The 18,013-nt window shown below is 72.5% G+C and carries 17 protein-coding genes; 6 read left to right on the plus strand and 11 right to left on the minus strand.

Annotation, left to right across the window (positions count from 1 at the left end; genetic code table 11):
• The first annotated feature begins 37 nt into the window (after nt 1-37).
• Both CLV43_RS09115 and CLV43_RS09120 read left to right on the plus strand, forming a co-directional pair.
• Nucleotides 38-1,315 (plus strand): putative glycoside hydrolase, encoded by a 1,278-nt coding sequence (locus CLV43_RS09115; protein WP_146174703.1) that lies wholly within the window; start codon nt 38-40, stop codon nt 1,313-1,315.
• Nucleotides 1,316-1,376: 61 nt separating this feature from the next.
• On the plus strand, nt 1,377-1,907 hold the full coding sequence (locus CLV43_RS09120) for a CAP family protein (RefSeq protein WP_106186600.1): 531 nt from the start codon (nt 1,377-1,379) through the stop codon (nt 1,905-1,907).
• A gap of 21 nt (nt 1,908-1,928) precedes the next feature.
• On the opposite strand, the gene CLV43_RS09125 is transcribed toward CLV43_RS09120, so the two are convergent.
• Genes CLV43_RS09125 through CLV43_RS09165 form a run of 9 tightly spaced genes read right to left on the minus strand, consistent with a single transcriptional unit; the run spans nt 1,929 to nt 10,595 of the window.
• Complete coding sequence (locus tag CLV43_RS09125) at nt 1,929-2,612, minus strand: SDR family NAD(P)-dependent oxidoreductase (RefSeq protein WP_211304285.1); 684 nt, start codon at nt 2,610-2,612, stop codon at nt 1,929-1,931.
• Nucleotides 2,609-3,781, minus strand: coding sequence for a sialidase family protein (locus CLV43_RS09130; RefSeq protein WP_245886225.1), 1,173 nt, complete (start codon nt 3,779-3,781; stop codon nt 2,609-2,611). The genes CLV43_RS09125 and CLV43_RS09130 overlap by 4 nt, the downstream gene beginning before the upstream one ends.
• Nucleotides 3,778-4,545, minus strand: a complete 768-nt coding sequence (locus CLV43_RS09135) for an HpcH/HpaI aldolase family protein (RefSeq protein ID WP_106186601.1) — start codon at nt 4,543-4,545, stop codon at nt 3,778-3,780. Before CLV43_RS09135 ends, CLV43_RS09130 begins: the two co-directional genes overlap by 4 nt.
• An 18-nt stretch (nt 4,546-4,563) precedes the next feature.
• On the minus strand, nt 4,564-5,517 hold the full coding sequence (locus CLV43_RS09140; protein WP_245886226.1) for an aldo/keto reductase: 954 nt from the start codon (nt 5,515-5,517) through the stop codon (nt 4,564-4,566).
• Nucleotides 5,514-6,341: an ATP-binding cassette domain-containing protein gene (locus CLV43_RS09145; protein WP_106186602.1), complete on the minus strand. Its 828-nt coding sequence runs from the start codon at nt 6,339-6,341 to the stop codon at nt 5,514-5,516. The genes CLV43_RS09140 and CLV43_RS09145 overlap by 4 nt, the downstream gene beginning before the upstream one ends.
• Nucleotides 6,338-7,162 carry an ABC transporter ATP-binding protein gene (locus CLV43_RS09150; RefSeq protein ID WP_106186603.1) on the minus strand — a complete coding sequence of 275 codons (825 nt, stop codon included), beginning with the start codon at nt 7,160-7,162 and terminating at the stop codon, nt 6,338-6,340. The genes CLV43_RS09145 and CLV43_RS09150 overlap by 4 nt, the downstream gene beginning before the upstream one ends.
• Nucleotides 7,159-8,082 carry an ABC transporter permease gene (locus tag CLV43_RS09155; protein WP_106186604.1) on the minus strand — a complete coding sequence of 308 codons (924 nt, stop codon included), beginning with the start codon at nt 8,080-8,082 and terminating at the stop codon, nt 7,159-7,161. The genes CLV43_RS09150 and CLV43_RS09155 overlap by 4 nt, the downstream gene beginning before the upstream one ends.
• On the minus strand, nt 8,079-9,014 hold the full coding sequence (locus CLV43_RS09160; protein ID WP_106186605.1) for an ABC transporter permease: 936 nt from the start codon (nt 9,012-9,014) through the stop codon (nt 8,079-8,081). The genes CLV43_RS09155 and CLV43_RS09160 overlap by 4 nt, the downstream gene beginning before the upstream one ends.
• Nucleotides 9,015-9,017: 3 nt before the next feature.
• Nucleotides 9,018-10,595, minus strand: a complete 1,578-nt coding sequence (locus tag CLV43_RS09165; protein ID WP_106186606.1) for an ABC transporter substrate-binding protein — start codon at nt 10,593-10,595, stop codon at nt 9,018-9,020.
• A gap of 173 nt (nt 10,596-10,768) precedes the next feature.
• Here CLV43_RS09165 and pdxA point away from each other — a divergent pair, with 173 nt between their 5' ends.
• The 4 genes from pdxA (at nt 10,769) to CLV43_RS09185 (ending at nt 14,525) form a co-directional block, all read left to right on the plus strand.
• Nucleotides 10,769-12,826: a 4-hydroxythreonine-4-phosphate dehydrogenase PdxA gene (pdxA, locus tag CLV43_RS09170; protein ID WP_106186607.1), complete on the plus strand. Its 2,058-nt coding sequence runs from the start codon at nt 10,769-10,771 to the stop codon at nt 12,824-12,826.
• A 40-nt stretch (nt 12,827-12,866) separates the two neighbouring features.
• Nucleotides 12,867-13,649: a DeoR/GlpR family DNA-binding transcription regulator gene (locus CLV43_RS09175; RefSeq protein ID WP_106186608.1), complete on the plus strand. Its 783-nt coding sequence runs from the start codon at nt 12,867-12,869 to the stop codon at nt 13,647-13,649.
• Between the two features lie 115 nt (nt 13,650-13,764).
• Nucleotides 13,765-14,085, plus strand: a complete 321-nt coding sequence (locus CLV43_RS09180; RefSeq protein ID WP_106186609.1) for an NIPSNAP family protein — start codon at nt 13,765-13,767, stop codon at nt 14,083-14,085.
• A 2-nt stretch (nt 14,086-14,087) separates the two neighbouring features.
• Nucleotides 14,088-14,525, plus strand: a complete 438-nt coding sequence (locus CLV43_RS09185) for a GlcG/HbpS family heme-binding protein (protein ID WP_211304286.1) — start codon at nt 14,088-14,090, stop codon at nt 14,523-14,525.
• Nucleotides 14,526-14,580: 55 nt separating this feature from the next.
• Here the strand turns inward: CLV43_RS09185 and CLV43_RS09190 are convergent, their stop codons facing one another.
• Complete coding sequence (locus CLV43_RS09190; RefSeq protein WP_106186610.1) at nt 14,581-17,133, minus strand: glutaminase domain-containing protein; 2,553 nt, start codon at nt 17,131-17,133, stop codon at nt 14,581-14,583.
• Between the two features lie 191 nt (nt 17,134-17,324).
• Complete coding sequence (locus CLV43_RS09195) at nt 17,325-17,951, minus strand: NAD(P)-dependent oxidoreductase (RefSeq protein WP_106186611.1); 627 nt, start codon at nt 17,949-17,951, stop codon at nt 17,325-17,327.
• Nucleotides 17,952-18,013: the final 62 nt, after the last annotated feature.

Consider the following 18,013-nt stretch of genomic DNA (forward strand, 5'->3'; position numbering starts at 1 on the left):
CGGAACACCCTTCCGCCGACCCGCAAGGAGATTCCCCATGGATCCCGAGTCAGGGAAAGCAGACTCCACGGCCGTCCGAGCGCGGAGGTCACCACTTCCGCGCACGACGGCCGCCATCACCGCGATGGTGCTCGCCGCGACCGGGGTGGCCGTCGCCACCACGGCGGGCACCGCCGCCATCAGCACCGACCCCGGCAAGGCGCAGTCGTTCTGGCTGCACCTGGACGGCACGCAGATCACCGACCAGGCCATCACCGACCACGCCAAGACGCGTTCCTACATCGTCCTCAACTCGTGGGAAAGCGGACTGGTGGGCAAGTTCAAGAACGCCAACCCCGACGTCAAGGTGTTCGTCTACAAGGACCTGTCGTCCACGCGCAGCTACGCCTGCAAGGACGGCGCCGACGAGCCGGACCTCCCGACGGGCGTCGGGTTCTGCGACGCGGACAAAGGCCACCCCGACTGGTTCCTGCAAGGACCGGACGGCAACCGGTTCGAGTACAGCGGGTACGCCGGGCACTGGCAGATGGACGTCGGCAACACCGGCTACCAGGACCGCTGGGCCGACAACGTCGTCCGGAACGCGAAAGCGGGCGGGTTCGACGGGGTCCTGATGGACAACGCGCTGTTCGCCTGCGACACCTACCACGAGGGAGTGTGCCCGACGGCCCGACCGACCGACGAGTCGATGCAGTCGGCGTACAAGTCGATGCTCGCGAACACCCGCCACCGGTTCACCGACGCGGGCCTGCTGACGGTGGCGAACCTGGCCAACGCCAGGCTGCACCCCGGCACCTGGGACGCCTACACCGAGCACCTCGACGGCGGTTTCGACGAGTGGTGGCTCGCGTTCGGCAGCTCGGACCTGCTGCCCGAGGCACCCGACGGGTGGAGCAGCCAGACCGACCAGATCGTGTCGGACGAGGCCAGGGGCAAGATCACCTGGGTCCAGCCGCACGTCTCGGCCGGTGACGACCGCGCGTTCCGCTACGCCCTGGCCAGCTACTTCCTCGTGGCGGGCGACAAGACGGCCATCGCGGAGGCGAACGCCACCGACGACTACGGCGACGCGGCCCCGGTCCACCCCGAGTACGGGTGGGACCTCGGGTCTCCCCAGGGTCCGTACCGCTCGGTGGGCGCGAACCTGCTGCGCCGCGACTTCGCCTGCGGCACGGTCGTGGTGAACACGAACCCGACCGCCAGCGCCGAGACCCGGATCGACCTGGGCACCACGCACGAGAACGAGCGCAACGAGCAGGTGGACTCCGTCTCGCTGGCGGGCACGTCCGGCTCGATCCTGCGCCGCCTCTGCTGACCGGGCGCGACCACCGTCCGGAACGGACACCCGAACAACCAGAACGGAGAGCTCCCCAGCCATGCGCACCGCACTCACGACGTTCCTCGCCGCGACCGTCCTCGCCACCACCGCCGTCGCCCCCGCCGCCGCGGCGGTCGACCCGATCGCCACGACCGTCGCGCTGGTCAACAAGTACCGCGCCAAGCACGGCGCGGCACCGTTGACGCTCGACCCGGCGGTCACCGCGACCGCCCAGGACTGGGCGGACCGGCTCCAGACGACGGACTCGTTCCAGCACCGGCCGGACAACAAGTACGGCGAGAACATGTACAAGACAACGGCGAAGAGCAAACCGACGTCGACCGTCGGCACCGCCGCGGTCGACGACTGGTACAACGAGTCGCGCGGCTACAACTACGCCAAGGAGTACACGTCGAGCAACGTCGACTACACCGTCCTGCACTTCACGGCGCTGGTCTGGCAGTCGTCGACGAAGGTCGGCGTCGGGCTGTCGCAGGGCAAGAACGGCACGTTCGTCGTGCTGAACTTCGCCGAACGCGGCAACACCCTCGGCAAGTTCGTCACCAACGTCCGCCCACCGATCAGTTAGCTTCGGTTAACACTGAAGCAATCACAACCCCAGTGACGTTCCAGCGCACACGACGAGGGTCTGCCCGGTGATGCTCCGGGCGTCCGGGCCCAGCAGGAACGACACCGTCCCCGCGATCTCGGCCGGGTCGACCAGCGCACCCATCGGCGGCAGCCGGACGGGAGTGGCGGCCCGGCCGGGGTCGCGCAGCATCGGGGTGTCGGTCGGGCCGGGCGCCACCACGTTGACGGTGATCGCCCGCCCCACCAGCTCCGCCGCCCACGACCGCGCCATCCCCACCAGCGCCGCCTTGGTGGCCGCGTACTGGCTCTTGCCCGGCACGCCGGTCATCGTGCGGCTGCCGACCAGCACCACGCGGGCTCCCCGCGGCATCCGGTCCACCGCCGCGTCGACCAGCACCGAGGCCGCCTCCACGTGCACCCGCCACATGTCGGCACCGTCCCGTGTGGACAGCTGCCCCAGCCGGGCGGTGCGCTGCAGGCCCGCAGCGTGCACGACGGCGTCGGCGGCGGGCAGGTCGAGGACGGTGGCGCGCAGCACCTCGGGGTCGCCGAGGTCCGTCGCCCGCCAGGTGAGCCGCTCGTGGCCCAGCGGCGGTTCGCCCCGGCTGAGCCCGGAGACCGCCCAGCCGTCGTCGAGCAGCCTGCGCGCGGTCGCCAGGCCGATGCCGGAGCTGACACCGGTGACCAGGGCGTGCCGGGTCACCGGACCCAGGACACCGGCACGCGGACGTGCTCGATGGTCTGCCGGAAGTAGGTGAACGCGATGTCGAGCGAGCCGTCCGCGGCCTGGTGGACCGCGGGGTAGGAGAGCTCGCGGTTCAGGCCGTCGCGGGAGTTGTTGGTCAGGCAGTAGCCGTCGCCGACCTCCAGGTTCCGCCGCACCGGCCAGGTGACCCCGCCGTCCGAGGACAGCGCGAGGGTCATCGGCGCGCGGGGCGCTCCCCAGAACGCCGTCCCGAACTCCTCGGTGGGCGCCGCCCGGTCGGCCAGCCCGTCGTCGTCGATCTCGTCGTACAGCGAGAGCCTGCGCTCGGTGGCGTCGCGGGCGCTGCTGTCGTTGAACACGGCCGCGAGCCGGTCGTCGGCCAGCCGGACGACCTGGATCGAGGAGTTGTTGTTGGGCAGGTCGGGCACCGGCCGCGGCGGGGTCCACGTCGCACCGTCGTCGGTGGACGTCGAGCGGTGCACGAAGTCGGCGAACCTGCTGCGGTAGAACGCGGCGAGCGTCCCGTCCGGCAGCGGCACGACGTTCATGTGCACGAGCCCGGTGCTCTCCGGCACGGCGACCTCGAACCAGGTCTCCCCCGCGTCGTCGGACACGAGCACGGCGCTGGTGTCGCGGTCCCCCACCCACTTGCGGCCGGGCACCGACACGCAGTGGAACACCGGCAGCAGCCACCGCCCCGAGCCGAGGACGACGACCGGCTGGCGCACGAACACCCCGCCGGTGGGGGTGGCCGGGAACAGCGTCGTGGTCGGCCCCCAGGTGCGGCCGCCGTCCGCGGAGGTCCGGCGGCGCACCTCGGCGGTGTCCTGGTTGCCCGCGACCTGGGCCGTCCACAGCAGCCAGACGCCGCCGCCGGGTACGGGGAACAGGACCGGGTTCTGCTCGGACCGGGTGCCGTCGTCGGACAGCCGGACCGGCGCGGACCACGTGTCGCCGCCGACCGGGAGCCGGGAGAACCACACGCTGATGTCCGGCACGCCCTCCTGGGTGCCGCCGAACCACACGCAACCCAGGTCGCCGCCGGGCAGCGTCGCGAGGTTCGCGGCGTGGTTCTGCACGGCGGTCGCGGGCAGCATCGCGTCCCGCCGTTCGGGGTCGTCGGCGCGGGTGCGCAGGACCCCGTCGAAGGCGGTCGACACGCTCACGACTCGCCCCGCGACGCGGCGAGGTGGGCGGCGGCGCTGTCCTCCAGGTGGGTCAGGTCCGAGGAGATCGAGGCGAACGTGTACCCCTCGGCCAGCCGCTTCGCGGCGCTCGCTCCGTCCATGGTGTGGATGCCCGCGGCGATCCCGGCCGCCGCGGCGGCCTCGCGGACGCGGGTCAGCGCGGCCTCGAACTCGGTGGCCAGCGCCGGGTCGCCCGGCCGGGAGCCGCCGAGGGCGAGCATCAGGTCGGACGGGCCGACGTACACGCCGTCCAGGCCGGGCGTCGCGCAGATCTCCTCGACGTTGGCCAGGCCCTGCGCGGTCTCGATCATCACCAGGACCACCGTGGCGGCGTTGGCCTCGGCGGGAACGGGGCCGATGCGCAGCGCGGACCGCATGGGACCGTAGGACCGCCTGCCCTCCGGCCCGTACTTCGCCGAGGTCACGGCGGCGGCCGCGTCGGCGGCGGTGTCGACCAGCGGCACGATCACGCCGCCCGCCCCGGCGTCCAGGGCACGGCCGATGGGCGTGGGGTCGTTGGCCTCCACCCTGACCAGCCCGGTGGCCGTGCCGCCCGCGTCGATCGCGGTCAGCCCGCTCAGCAGACCCGAGTAGCCGAGCAGGCCGTGCTGACCGTCCAGGCACACGTAGTCGTACCCCAGCCGCGCCAGCCGCTCGGTCGCCACCGGCGCGTCGAGCACGCACCAGTAGCCGACGACTCGTTCACGGGCGCGGATCTTGCGGGCGAACTCGCTCGCGGACATTCCACTCCTCCGGTGTTCTCAGCGGTTGTAGGCGGGCATGGGACCACGCAGGGCGGCCCCGACCGAGTCGCAGGCGGCCAGCACGTCGGCGGGCAGCGGCCCGGCGGAGGCGGCCTCGACGTTGGCCACCAGGTGCTCGACGCGGGAGCCGCCCAGCAGCACCGACCCCACGTCCTCCTGGCTGAGCAGCCACCGCAGCGACAGCTCGGTCAACGGGATCCCGGCGCCGGCGGCCACGTCCGACAGCGCGGACACGGCGGCGAACAGCCGGTCGTCCCAGTAGCGCTCGGTGTACATGGCGGCCAGCCGGGAGTCGCCGAACCGGCCCTCGGTGGGCCGTTCGGCGAACGTGTGCCTGCCGGTGAGCAGGCCGCCGCCGAGCGGGTTGTAGACGACCGTGAGCAGCCCGGTCACGCGGGCGAACTCCAGGTACTCGTCCTCGACCCGCCTGGCCAGCAGGTTGTAGAGCTGTTGCGCGGCAACGGGTCGGGGCACACCTTGAGCGTCGCACTCGCGGTTGAGGTCCGCGATCCGCCACGCGGCGAAGTTGGACACCCCGATGGCGGAGACCAGGCCTTCAGCCACGAGCTTGCCCAGCTCGGCGACCGTCTCCGCGAGGGGCGCGGCCCGGTCCGGCTGGTGGAGGTAGAACAGGTCGACGTGGTCGACGCCCAGGCGGCGGAGGCTGCCCTGGAGCGACCTGCGGAGGCCGGCGGCGGACAACGGGCTGTCGCCTTCGGCGTCGGGGTGCGGGATGCCCGCCTTGGTGGCCAGCACGACCCGGTCCCGACGACCGGGCAGCAGGTCGCGCAGGATCTCCTCCGACGCGCCGCCCGCGTAGCCGTTCGCGGTGTCGATCCCGGTGATCCCGGCGTCCAGCGCCGCGTCCACCATCCGGCGGGCGCCGTCGGGGTCGACGGTGTCGCCGAAGGTCATCGTGCCCAGCACCAGCCGGGACAGGGCGAAGCTCACGCGGGGACCTCCTCTCGGGCGGTGACGAACGACCGCGGCTTGCGGCCGGTCATCGCGGTGGGGTCGAGCGCGGCCCGGCGCAGCGCGCGGGTGTACGGCTCCTTCGGCGCGGCCAGCACGTCGGCGGTGGGGCCGGACTCGACGACCCGGCCCGCCTTCATCACCACGACGTCCGCGCTGATCCGCCGCACCACGCCCAGGTTGTGCGAGATGACGATGCACGTCAGGCCCGTGTCCCGCTGGAGGTCCTCCAGCAGCGCCAGCACCTGCGCCTGCACCGACACGTCCAGCGCGCTGGTGGCCTCGTCGCACACCAGCAGCTCCGGGCTGCTCGCCAACGCCCGCGCGATGCCGATGCGCTGGCGCTGGCCGCCGGAGAACTCCGCGGGCCGCCGTTCCAGCGCGCTGGACGGCAGACCGACCCGGTCGATCAGCTCGGCGGCCCTGGCCCGCCGGTCGGCCGCGGAACCCACACCGCGCAGCCGCAGGGGTTCCGCGACGATGTCCTGCGCGCTCAGGTGCGGGTCGAGCGAGGCATACGGGTCCTGGAACACCATCTGCACCCTCGAGCGCAGCGGCCGCATCCGGCGTTCCGACAGGCCCGCGATGTCCGTGCCGTCCAGCAGGATCTGCCCGGAGCTGGGCTTGAGCAGCCGGACGATCGCCGAGGCGATGGTGGACTTGCCGCAGCCGGACTCGCCGACGATCGCCAGCGTGCGTCCCTTGTGGACGGTGAAGCTGACGTGGTCGACCGCGCGGAACGAGCCGCCGCGCACGTGGTACTCCACCACGAGGTCGCGGACGTCGAGCAGCGGTGCGGTCATCGTTCTCCTCCGGCGACGTCCTCGTCCCACGGCCCCAGCACGGGCACCGCGGCCAGCAGCTTGCGGGTGTACTCGTGGGTCGGGTGGTCCACGACGGCCTCGACCTCGCCGGACTCGACGAACCGCCCGTCGCGCATCACGTGGATGCGGTCGGACACCAGCCGGGCGACGCCCAGGTCGTGGGTGATCATCAGGATGCCGATGCCCGTGCTCTCCTGGAGTTCCAGCAGCAGCGCCAGGATCCCGGCCTGCACGGTCACGTCCAGCGCGCTGGTCGGCTCGTCCGCGACCAGCAGCCTCGGCTCCCCCGCCAGGGCGATGGCGATCAGCACGCGTTGCAGCATCCCGCCGGAGAGCTGGTGCGGGTAGCGGCCGAGCTGCTCGGCGGCGCGCGGCACGTGCACCAGGTCCAGCAGCTCCACCGCGCGGGCCTCGGCGGCGCGCTTGGTCAGCTCCGGCTTGCGCAGCCGCACGGCTTCCCCGAGCTGCCGCCCGATCGTGTGCACGGGGCTCAGCGCGGTCATCGGGTCCTGCGGGATGAGCGACACCGTCCGGCCGCGCACCTCGTGCAGGGCACGGGGATCGGCGACCACGTCCGTTCCACCGAAGCGGACCGAGCCCGACAGCACGGCCAGGTCGTCCGGCAGCAGGCCGAGCACGGCCATCGCGGTGGTCGACTTGCCCGAGCCGGACTCGCCGATGACGGTCACGGTCTCGCCCTCGGCGATGGAGAAGCTGACGCCGTCCACGGCGCGGATCACGCCGCCCGCCGTGATCAGCTCGACCTGGAGGTCCTCGACGTCCAGCAGCGCGGCGGTCACGGGGTGCTCACCTTCCGCCGGCGCGCGCGGTCGCGCAGACCGTCGCCCAGCAGGTTCACGCCCACGACGAGGGCGACGATGACGAGGCCGGGCAGCGTGACCATCCACCACGAGGTGGTGATGTAGTCCTGCCCGTCGGAGATGATCCGGCCCCAGGTGGCGAACGGCCGTTGCGGACCGGCACCCAGGTAGGACAGCGCGCTCTCCAGCAGCACCGCCTGCGCGAGCAGCAGGAGCACCACGAGGCTGGCCTGCTTCACGACGTTGGGCAGCACGTGGCGCAGCAGGATCGCGAACCGGTGCAGCCCCAGCACACGGGCCGCGGCCACGTAGGGCTTCTCCCGCTCCACCAGCACGAGCGAGCGGGTCAGCCGGGCGACCTCGGGCCACTGCGCGATGGCGATGACGAACGTGATGACCGGGATGGACGGCCCGAACAGGGCGACCACGAGCAGCAGCATCATCAGCAGGGGCAACGACAGCTGCGCTTCCAGCAGCCGCGACACGACCGTGTCCACCCAGCCGCCGAAGTAGCCCGCGGACGCGCCGAGCACGACGCCGATCACGCCGGACACCACGACGGCGAGCAGGCCGACCAGCAGCGACACCTGCCCGCCGTGCAGGACGCGGGACAGCAGGTCGCGGCCGAGCTGGTCGGTGCCGAACAGGTGGCCGTCGACCAGCGGCGCGAGGCGACGGCTGGCCAGGTCCTGCTGGTCAGGGCCGGGCAGCGGCAGAACGCGGGCCAGCGCCACCGGGATGACGACGAGCAGCGTGCAGACCAGTCCGGCCCACAGCTTGAGCCGGGAACCCCGGCGCTGCCGGGTGACCTTGGCGCGAGCGAGGTGCTTCGCGGTGACGGCGCTGGGTCTGGGCTCGGACCGCCGCACGCGGGCCGGTCCGGGGTGGGTGGTGCTCACGCGGACACCTTCTTCCCGAGGCGCACCCGCGGGTCGAGCAGCGGGTAGGCGAGGTCGACCAGGAGTTGGACGGTGACGGCGAGCGCCGCCGTGACCAGGACGGTGGCCTGGATCAGCGGGTAGTCGCGCGTCTCCAGCGCGCGCACCACCAGCGAGCCGACCCCCGGCCAGGCGAACACGACCTCCACGACGACCACGCCGTTCAGCATGGACGCGAACCGCGTGCCCAGCGCGGTGACGACGGGGATCGACGAGTTGGTCATCGCGTACCGCCACACCAGCGCCCGTTCCGACACCCCGCGCGAGCGGGCGACCGTGAGGTAGGGGGCGGTGAGGTTCTTCGCCATCTCGCTGCGCACGAGCCGCGAGATGAGCGCGATCTGGAGGATGGCGACCGTGACGGCGGGTAGCACCAGGCCGCCCCAGGTCGCGAAGCCGGACGCCGGGAGCACCGGCACCAGCACCGCGAACACCGTGAGCAGCATGATGCCGCTCCAGAAGTCCGGCATGGACTGACCGGCGATCGTGACGACGTTCGCGCCGAGTTCGCGGGTCGTGTCGGCGCGGCGGGCCATCCACACGCCCAGCGGCACGGCCACGACCGTGGTGATCAGGATGGCCGCGAGCGCCAGGGTGATGGTGAACGGCAGCCGTTCCAGCACCACGTCCAGCGCGGGCGAGCGGAACGAGTAGCTCGTGCCGAGGTCGCCGGTCAGGATGCCCTTGAGGAACAGCAGGTACTGCTCGACCACGGACCGGTCGAGCCCGAAGGCGGCGCGGATCCTCGCCAGGTCCTCGGTGGTGGCGAGCGGACCGGCGTAGGCGGCGGCCGGGTCGCCGGGAGCGAGGCGGATCAGCACGAAGACGGTGGAGATCGTCAGGAACACCGTGAGGACGCTCTGACCGAGCCGCTTGAGCAGGTAGGACCCCACCGGTCAGCCCTCCAGTCGCGCGGACGCGAGGTCGTAGGAGTTGGTCGGGCCCAGCGAGATGTCGCCGACCCGGTCGCGGCTGGCGAGGACGGCGTTCGGCACGAACGCCCACAGGCACGGCCAGGTCGCCCACACGGCCTTCTGCGCGTCGCTGAGCAACCGCGCGCGGCGGGCGGCGTCGGGTTCGGCGGAGGCGTCGGCGATCTGCGCGGCGATCGCGGGGACCACGTAGCCCTGGTAGGTGTCGCGGGTCTGCTCCTTCTCCGGGGTGCCCGCGTACATGCCCTGGAGGATGCTCACGGCCAGGCCGGTGGGGCTGGAGAAGCCGTTGCCGAGCACGTCCCAGTCGCCCGCCTTGCCCTGCCGCCACGACAGGATGTCGCCGCCGGGCTCGAACTGCTGGAGCGTGGCGCGGACGCCGACCTGGCCGAGCATCTGGAGGACGGCCTCCATGACGGAGGTGTCGCTGGCGAACTCGCCGCTCTCCCAGATGATCTTCAGTTCCAGGTCGCGCACGCCCAGGGCGTCCAACCGCTGCTTGGCCTGCTTCGGGTCGTAGACGTACTCCCCCGTCTTGACCGCGCCCTCCAGGCCGGTCGGCACGACGCCGTCCGCCTGGCTGACCGAGCCGACCAGCACGTCCTGCACGAGCGACCGGCCGTCGATGGCGTAGGTCAGGGCCTCGCGCACCTCCGGGTCGGCCAACGGATGGCCCTGCGGCTTGCGGAAGTTGTAGAAGAGCTGGTTGATCCGGGTGCTCGGGGTGCGGGTGATCCGCACGCCGGGCAGGCCCGCGAGCTGGTCGGCGGAGTCGGGGGTGATCGAGTCGATCACGTCGACCTCGCCGCTGCGCAGCGACACGACCCGGCTGGACTCCTCCGGCACGAACCGGACCTGCACGCCCGGCACGCGCGGCTTCGGACCCCAGTAGTTCTCGTTCACCGCCAGCGCGTAGTTGCCGGTGCCCCGGTTGCCCGAGCGCACCACGTACGGGCCGGAGCCGACGCCGTCCTGCAGCTCCTCGGGCCGGTTGGCGGCCGAGGGCGTGACCAGGATGTTGGCCATGAGGTAGTCGAGCACGGGGACCGGGCGCTGGGTGCGCAGCACGAACGTGCCGTCGGCACCGGGGACGACCTCGGGGAACTCGGAGAAGAAGCCGGCGATGAACGACCCGTTGACCTGCTGGTACATCTCCAGCGCGGTCGCGACGTCCTGCACGGTGACCGGCGAGCCGTCCGAGTAGCGCACCCCGTCGCGGAGGTGCACCGTCCATTCGGTGGGAGCGGTGAGCTCGAACCGGTCGGCCAGCACGAGCTCGGGCTTGAGGTCCTGGCCGACCCTCGTCAGGCCCTGCCGCACGCCGCGCTGGACGGTGACGGCGGCGTCGAACTGGTTCAGCTTGTTGTCCAGGCTGACCAGCGAGCGGTTGAGCGCGAGGGTCAGCGTGCCGGGGCCGGGGGTCCCGGTCGGACCGGCGCAGGCGTTCAGCAGCGGGCCCAGCGTCACTCCGGCGCCCGCGATCGCACCCCATCTCAGCAGGGTGCGGCGGGAGAGCTCCGGGCCGCGTCCGGATCGGGTCATCGTCGACCTCTCACAGTGCTCGGGAGGGGGTGCGGCGCCGCTGCGGCCTGACGCTGCCGAGGTGCACCGGTGTTACCCGAGCCACACTGACACGTTCTGCACGTTTCGCGCAAGTCCTCTGGCCATTTTGGCGCGTTCTGTGCAATCCTTCAGGTCGAGGAGGTGCGGTTGACGTGACAAAGATCCTTGTTGTTGCTGATGATCTGTCCGGGGCGGCCGAGGTGGCCGCCGCGATGGGTATGCGCACAACGCGCAGTTTGGTGCTGCTCGGGATTGACCCGTCGTGTCCCCCCGATGACCGGGACGTGATCGTCGTGGACCTCGACACGCGCTCCGGACCCGCCGACGCCGCCGAGGCGGCCACCACCCGCGCCGTCACCGCGCTCGGGGCGGCCCGGCAGGTGTTCGTGAAGGTCGACTCCCAGCTGCGCGGGCACGTGGCCGCCGCCGTGCGCGGGGCGGGCGGCTTCGCCGTCGTGTGCCCGGCGCTCCCCCGGCTCGGCCGGGTCGTGCGCGACGGTGTCGTGCACCTGGACGGCGTGCCGCTGCACGAGACGGACGCGTGGCGGGTGGAGCCGACTCCGCCACCGAGGTCGATCGCCGAGGTGCTGCCCCGGGCCACCGAGGTGGTGTCCCTGGCCGAAGTGCGCGCCCCGGACCTCCTCGCGCGGTTGTGCGCGATCCGCGCAACGGGGGCCGTCGCCGTGTGCGACGCGGAGACCGACGCCGACCTGTCCCTGGTCGCGGCCGCCGGAACCGCTGTGGGCGCGGTGCTGGTCGGCTCGGCCGGGCTCGCCGAGGCGCTGGGCGACGGGCCCTCCACCGCCATCCCGGAGCGCGGCGCGGCCGTACTGGTCGTCGTCGGCACGGCGGCGGCCGGCGCGCAGGTCGAGCACCTGCGGGCGGCGGGCACCATCGCCACCGTCCTCACCACGGCGACCGGGAACCTGGCCGCGCTCGCCGACGAGGCCGCCTTCGAGGCCGCCTGGCAGAGCACCGCCGACCTCGTCCTGACCGGCGGCGAGACCGCCCGCGCCGTGCTCGACCGGCTCGGCGTCACCCGGCTCACCGTCCACGGGGCCCTCGCCGGGCACCACGGCGCGGTGCTGAGCACCACCCCCGACGGCCGTCGCGTCGTCACCAGGCCGGGCAGCTTCGGCGCGCCCGACTCCCTCACCGCCATCGCGGCCGCACTCCACGGAGGAACCCACGTGAGCACCACCAGTCCCGACACCCGCCCGTTCATCGCGGTCACCATGGGCGACGGCGCGGGCATCGGCCCGGAGGTCGTCGTCGGCGCGCTGCTGGACGAGGGCCTGGCCACCGAGTGCCGCCCGGTCGTGATCGGCGACGCGGCACGGCTGCGGCTGGGCGCGGAGGCGCTGGGCGTGACCGCCGACGTGGTCGCCGTGGAGTCCGTCCAGGACGCCGTGTTCACCCCCGGCCGGGTCAACGTGATCGACCTCGGCCTGCTGCCCGCCGACCTCCAGTGGGGCGAGCTGTCCGCGGTCGCGGGCGACGCGGCGTTCCACTACATCCGGGTCGCCTCCGAGCTGGCGATGGCGGGCACGGTGCAGGGCATCTGCACGGCGCCGCTGAACAAGGAGGCGCTGCACGCGGGCGGCCACGTCTACCCCGGCCACACCGAGCTGCTGGCGCACCTGACCGGGACCGAGGAGGTGTCGATGATGCTGTCGACGCCGAGGGTCAAGGTCATCCACGTGACCACGCACATCGGGCTCGTCGACGCCGTGCGCAAGATCGAGCCCGGCCTGGTCGAGCGGACCGTGCGGCGCGGCCACGAGGCGCTGGTCCGCGCGGGCGTGCCGGAGCCGAGGATCGGCGTGTGCGCGATCAACCCGCACGCGGGCGAGAACGGCCTGTTCGGCCAGGGCGAGGAGGCCGAGAAGATCACCCCCGCCATCGAGGTGCTCCAGGCCGACGGCATCGACGCGCGCGGCCCGCTGCCCGCCGACACAGCGTTCTTCCTGGCGGGCCGGGGCGACTACGACCTGATCGTCGCGATGTACCACGACCAGGGCCACGGCCCGGTGAAGGTGCTGGGCATCGAGGCGGGCGTCAACATCACCGTCGGCCTGCCGGTGATCCGCACGTCGGTCGACCACGGCACGGCGTTCGACATCGCGGGCAAGGGCGTGGCGGACATCCGCAGCATGATCGAGGCGCTGCACCAGGCCGCGCGCATGTCGCCCAGCCCCGCGGGCGCCTGACGATACTGTTCGCACACCACGACAGCACCGGAGGCAGCGCATGGCGGGGATGCGGACGCGGGACCGGCGGGACGAGATCGTCCGGCTGGCGACCACGACCGGTCTGGCCAGTGTGGACGAACTGGCCGACACGTTCGAGGTGACCGCGTCGACGATCCGGCGCGACCTCGCCCGGCTCACCGACGAGGGCCGGGTGGCGCGGACCTACGGCGGCGCGATGGCGCTGCTCGCGCACCCCGAGCCGTCGCTGCGCCAGCGCACGCAGGAGGCGTTCGCGGAGAAGACCGCCATGGCCCGGTGGGCCGCGGCGGAGATCAGCTCCGGCGAGACGATCCTGCTCGACGCCGGCACGACCGTGGGCGCGCTGGCCCGCGAGCTGCGCGACGTGCCTCAGCTGACCGTCGCCACGACCGGGCTGACGGCGTTGACGGAGCTGGCCGGGTCGGAGTCGGTGCACGTGGAGTGCCTGGGCGGCACCCTGCGACACCTGAGCCAGGGTTTCGTGGGGCCGTTGACCGAGGCGGCGCTGGAACGCATGACGTTCGACCGCGTGTACCTCGGCGCGGACGGCGTCACCCCGGACAACGGGCTGTGCGAGGCGGACCTGCAGCAGACCAGGCTGAAGGAGCTGATGATGCGCCGCGCGAACGAGGTGTACGTGCTCGCGCACGCCGAGAAGCTCGGCCGCAGCCCGTTCCACTCCTGGGTCCGCATGCCATCCCGCTGGACGCTCGTCACCGACGACCGCGCCGACCCCCGCCTGGTCGACGAGTTCACCGCGCGCGGCGCAGCGGTCGTCACGGTCGCACCCGAGGCGGGCTGAGCACTTCCCTCGGGGAAGCAGTCGCCCTTGCGGGTAACCAGGGCCTCGCGGATAGCGTCGGTGGGGTCAAGAGGACAGCCGTGCCAAGGCGCCTCCAGGCTTCGAAGGACCAGCCGTGTTCTACGAGATCCGCCGCTACCAGACCAGCCCCGGCCGCCGTGACGAGTGGGTGCGCTACATGGAGGACGTGGTCATCCCGTTCCAGGCGTCGGCCGGGATGGAGGTGATCGCCTCGTTCGTGGACGCCGACGACCCCGACGGTTACGTGTGGATCCGCCGGTTCGCCGACGAGGAGCACTTCGCGGAGGCGACGGCCGCGGTGTACGAGAGCGGCCGGTGGAAGGACGAGATCAGTCCGGTGGTGGGGGAACTGCTGATCCGGGAGAAGTCCGTCATCACCCGCGTGGTCCCCACGCCCGCGTCCGGGCTGAGCTGACCGTGGGCACCGAGCAGCGGGCCGTCGCGACCTCCTCGATCGGCCGGGCCGCGGCGGTCGAGCTCGTCGAGGCCGTCCGGAGGGCGGCGCGGGAGATCGGCTTCGGCGTCGCGGTGGCCGTGACCGACCCCGGCGGGCACCTGAAGGCGTTCGAGCGCACCGACGACGTGCCGTTCCTGCCCGCCGAGGTGGCGGTGGACAAGGCGTGGACCGCGGTGGCGTTCCGCACCCCGACCCACGTGTGGAACGACTACGTGGCCGACCCGCGGATCGCGCCGCTCCAGCACCACCCGCGGGTGGTGGCGGTGGGCGGCGGCTACCCCGTCGTGGTCGACGGCGAGGTGATCGGCGGGCTCGGCGTCTCCGGCGGCACCTACGCGCAGGACCAGCAGGCGGCCGAGGCGGCGCTGGCCGAGCTCGGGTACACCATCCCCGCCTGACCCGCCTCCACGTCACCCCCGGAGCCAGGCAGCGGCCCGGCTCCGGGGTGGTGGGTCAGATGAACTTCCACAGGTGGTCGGTCGTGCCGTTGTCGGCCCACTGCGTGATCTGCGCACCGTCCGCCTTGGACGCCTGGTCCACGGCCAGCACCTTGCCGCTGCGCACGTTCACGATCTTCGACCAGCCGCCGCCCGCGTCGACGATCCGCCACAGGTGGTCGGGTGTGCCGTTGTCGCGGTACTGCTGCACGTGCGCGCCGTCGGCCACGCTCTGGTTCTGCACGGCGAGCACCTTGCCGCTGTTGCGGTTGGCGATCCGCACGGTGCCGTCGCCGTTGTCCACCACCGTCCACACGTGGTCGGTGGTGCCGTTGTCGGCCCACTGGGTGACCTCGGCGGAGTCGGCCAGCGACGTCCCGGACACGGCCAGCACCTTGCCGGAGTTCTGGTTCTGGATCCGCGCCCACACCACGACCGAGGTCGCGGGGCTCACCACGAGCGCGAACGTGCCGCCCACGACCGGCCTGGCGGTGAACCCGCGCTGGGTGCCGTCGCCGACGACGTACCAGTCGCTGAACGGGACCCGTTGCGGCGTCTCGTTCGCGAAGGCGTAGACGCCTTCGACCAGCGCGTCGCGCACGCCGGTCCGGTCGGACAGCCAGGCCGCCGTCCACAGCTCCCAGTCGCCCTTGGTGTAGTTGTTGCGCGGGTCGAGCAGCACGCCGAAGTGCCCGGCGCGCGCCTGGTACCAGGCAGCCTCCTGCCCGGCCACGCCCGTCGGCACCAGGTCGAGCCCGAGCAGCTTGTCGGCGAACCCGTTGTACTTCAGGCTCCACGTGCCCGCCTGGTCGTAGGCGAGCTTGAGGTGCTGGTTCGACGAGTCCTGCGCGAGGGTCACCCACTGGCTGGCGTAGCTGCGCGAGATCGACCGGTACCGCTGGACGTCGGCGGTGTTGCCGAGCACGGCGGACACGATCCCCATCGCGCCGATGCCGACGATCCCCTTGAGCGCCAGGTTCGCGCTGTGCGCGATGAACCCGGTGAAGTCGTCGGTCTGGTTCTGGAAACCGGGGTCGAGCGCGTTGGCCACCAGGTACTCGGCCCACCGGCGCAGCACCACCTGGTGCGCGGTCGCGAACGCGCGCGCGTCGGCCGCGGGCAGCTTCTGCACGAGCGCGGCGGACATGATCAGCATGTTCGCCGACTCCTCGACCGGCATGTCCTCCTCGTCGCCGTCGTTGTGCCCGGTGGCGACCGGGTAGTGGAACCCGAGGTCGTGGTGCGCGAACTCCTTCGGCCAACCGCCGCGCTCGACGTAGTCGAAGTGCGGTTCCAGCAGCAGCCGCAGGTAGTTCGGCGCGAAGTGCAGGTAGGCCGGGAACGCCGGGTAGGTGACGTCGATCGTGGACATGTTGCCGTTGGAGGAGATCTCCTTCAGGAACGCCCACGGCGAGCCGCCGCGGTCGACCAGCTCGGTGCCGCCGAACGCCTGCCGCAGCGCGAGCGCGCACAGCGCCGCGTAGTGCTCGCCGCCCACGCGCACCGCGTCGTCGTGCACCTTCTGGTCGAGCGCCGTCGCCGCGGTGAGCGCCGAGGAGTAGTCGGCCAGGAACCAGTCGACCATGTCCGGCCAGGTCGTCCACTGCCGCGTCCACCACGGCGCCAGCTGCGTGCCGAGGTAGCTCACGGCCGGCGTCCGCACGTGCCCGACGGCGATGGTGAACGGCGCCGAGGTCGCGCCCGCGGCGACCGTGCCGAGGTTCTTGTTCAGCGCCAGCACCGGCCACCGGTCGTTGATCGGCCGGGGCTGCGCGGTGTCGGAGCTGTTCGACAGCACGCCTTGGCCCGCGGAGGCGGCGCGCACCAGCGTGTCCTGGCCGATCTGCCAGGTCAGCCCAGAGCCGGACGAGGCGGCCACCACGAGCGTGCCCCAGCTCGCCTGCTCGTTGTTCTCCGCGAGCACGCCGGGGTTCGCGGGGGTGGCGGTCAGGGCGGTCGTCGAGCCGGTCTGCCGCTGCGCCCAGGTCACCGGCGTGGCGCTGTCGCCGTGCACCCACTCCGCCGACGCGTCGACGTGCAGGTCCACGGTGTGCGCGCGGCCGTCGGTGCTGGCCGCGGTGATGGTCAGGTAGCCGAACGGCACCGACTGGCGGCGCAGGTCCTCCGGCGCGACGGGTGAGAAGAACGTGGCGGTCAGCGTCACGCCGCCGCCGGTGAACGTGTAGATCGACCGGGTGGCCGTGACCCGCAGGGAGGCCTGGGTCATCCGGGTCAGCGCGGGCCCGGACGGCAGCGCGGGGTTCCCGGCGAACAGGTACGCCGTGCCGTCGATCCTGGCGATCCCGCACAGGGCGGTCGTGCGGCCGTTCCAGAACGACGACCAGCTGCCGACCAGCTCGTTCGACGCCTGCCACGTGCTCAGGTACGGCGAGCGGACGAACAGCGGCGTCGCGGGTGGGCGCAGCGGGTCGTAGGTGCCCAGCGCGCCGACGTCGGCGGGTGCCGCCTCAGCCCAAGTGGGGAGCCAGCCGGGTGCGGCGGCCGCGACGACCGCCCCACCCGCCCAGCCGAGCAGGGTGCGGCGGGACAGGGGATTCGATTCGGGCATGGGATGGCCTTTCCGGCAGGAGCGGGCGGCCGCGCCGAGAACGGTGCAGGGAGCGTTCAACCAGTTCTTACATCGTTGGTACAACGTTGTAAATATCCCGCCACCCGACTCCGCCAACCGGCCCGCAGCCACTCGGCCGCCGCCCCTCGACGCACCGGATCCCATACCGGACAAAGCTCCTCGGCCCCATCTCAGTAGGCCACGCCCACCGCCTGCCGGACCGTCGCCGGGTCGTCGAGCGCGGCGAGCATCGCGTGCGCGGTGTCGGCGCGGGAGATCGAGTAGCCGCCGCGGGGGTTGCCGCCGACGACCCTGCGGTACCGACCGGTCACCGGCTTGTCCACCAGCTTCGGCGGCCGCACGGCCGTCCACTCCACGCCGCTGTCCCGCATCGCCCGCTCCATGGCGGCGAGGTCGGTGTACACGTCCCGCAGCACCGCGCCGATGAACGGCAGCAGCACACGCCGGTTCAGGAACGTCTCGTCCTCCGGCACCGGTCCGACCGGGGCGGCGCTGACCGCGACCAGCCGTCGGACGTCGGCGGCGGCCATGGCGCGCAGGATGCCGCGGACAGCGGTGGAGGCGACGGGCCCCTCCTTGCGGCCGCGCGGGCCGACACCGGACAGGACGGCGTCGCACGGGTCGAGCGCGGGCGGCGCCGACAGGTCGGGCGCGGTCAGCACGGACAGCGCCGGGTGCCGCGGGGCGAAGCGGTCCGGGTCGCGCACGACCGCCGTGACCTGGTGGCCCGCGTCGAGCGCCTGCCGCACGACGTGCCCGCCGACGCCGCCGGTGGCGCCGAAAACGATGATCCTCATCCGTGTCCCCCGTGGTCGAGTATCTTAGTGTTTCGCAGCCCATATTCTACGAGGACGATATC

The sequence above is a fragment of the Umezawaea tangerina genome (genome assembly GCF_003002815.1).
Taxonomy (GTDB): Bacteria; Actinomycetota; Actinomycetes; order Mycobacteriales; family Pseudonocardiaceae; genus Umezawaea; species Umezawaea tangerina.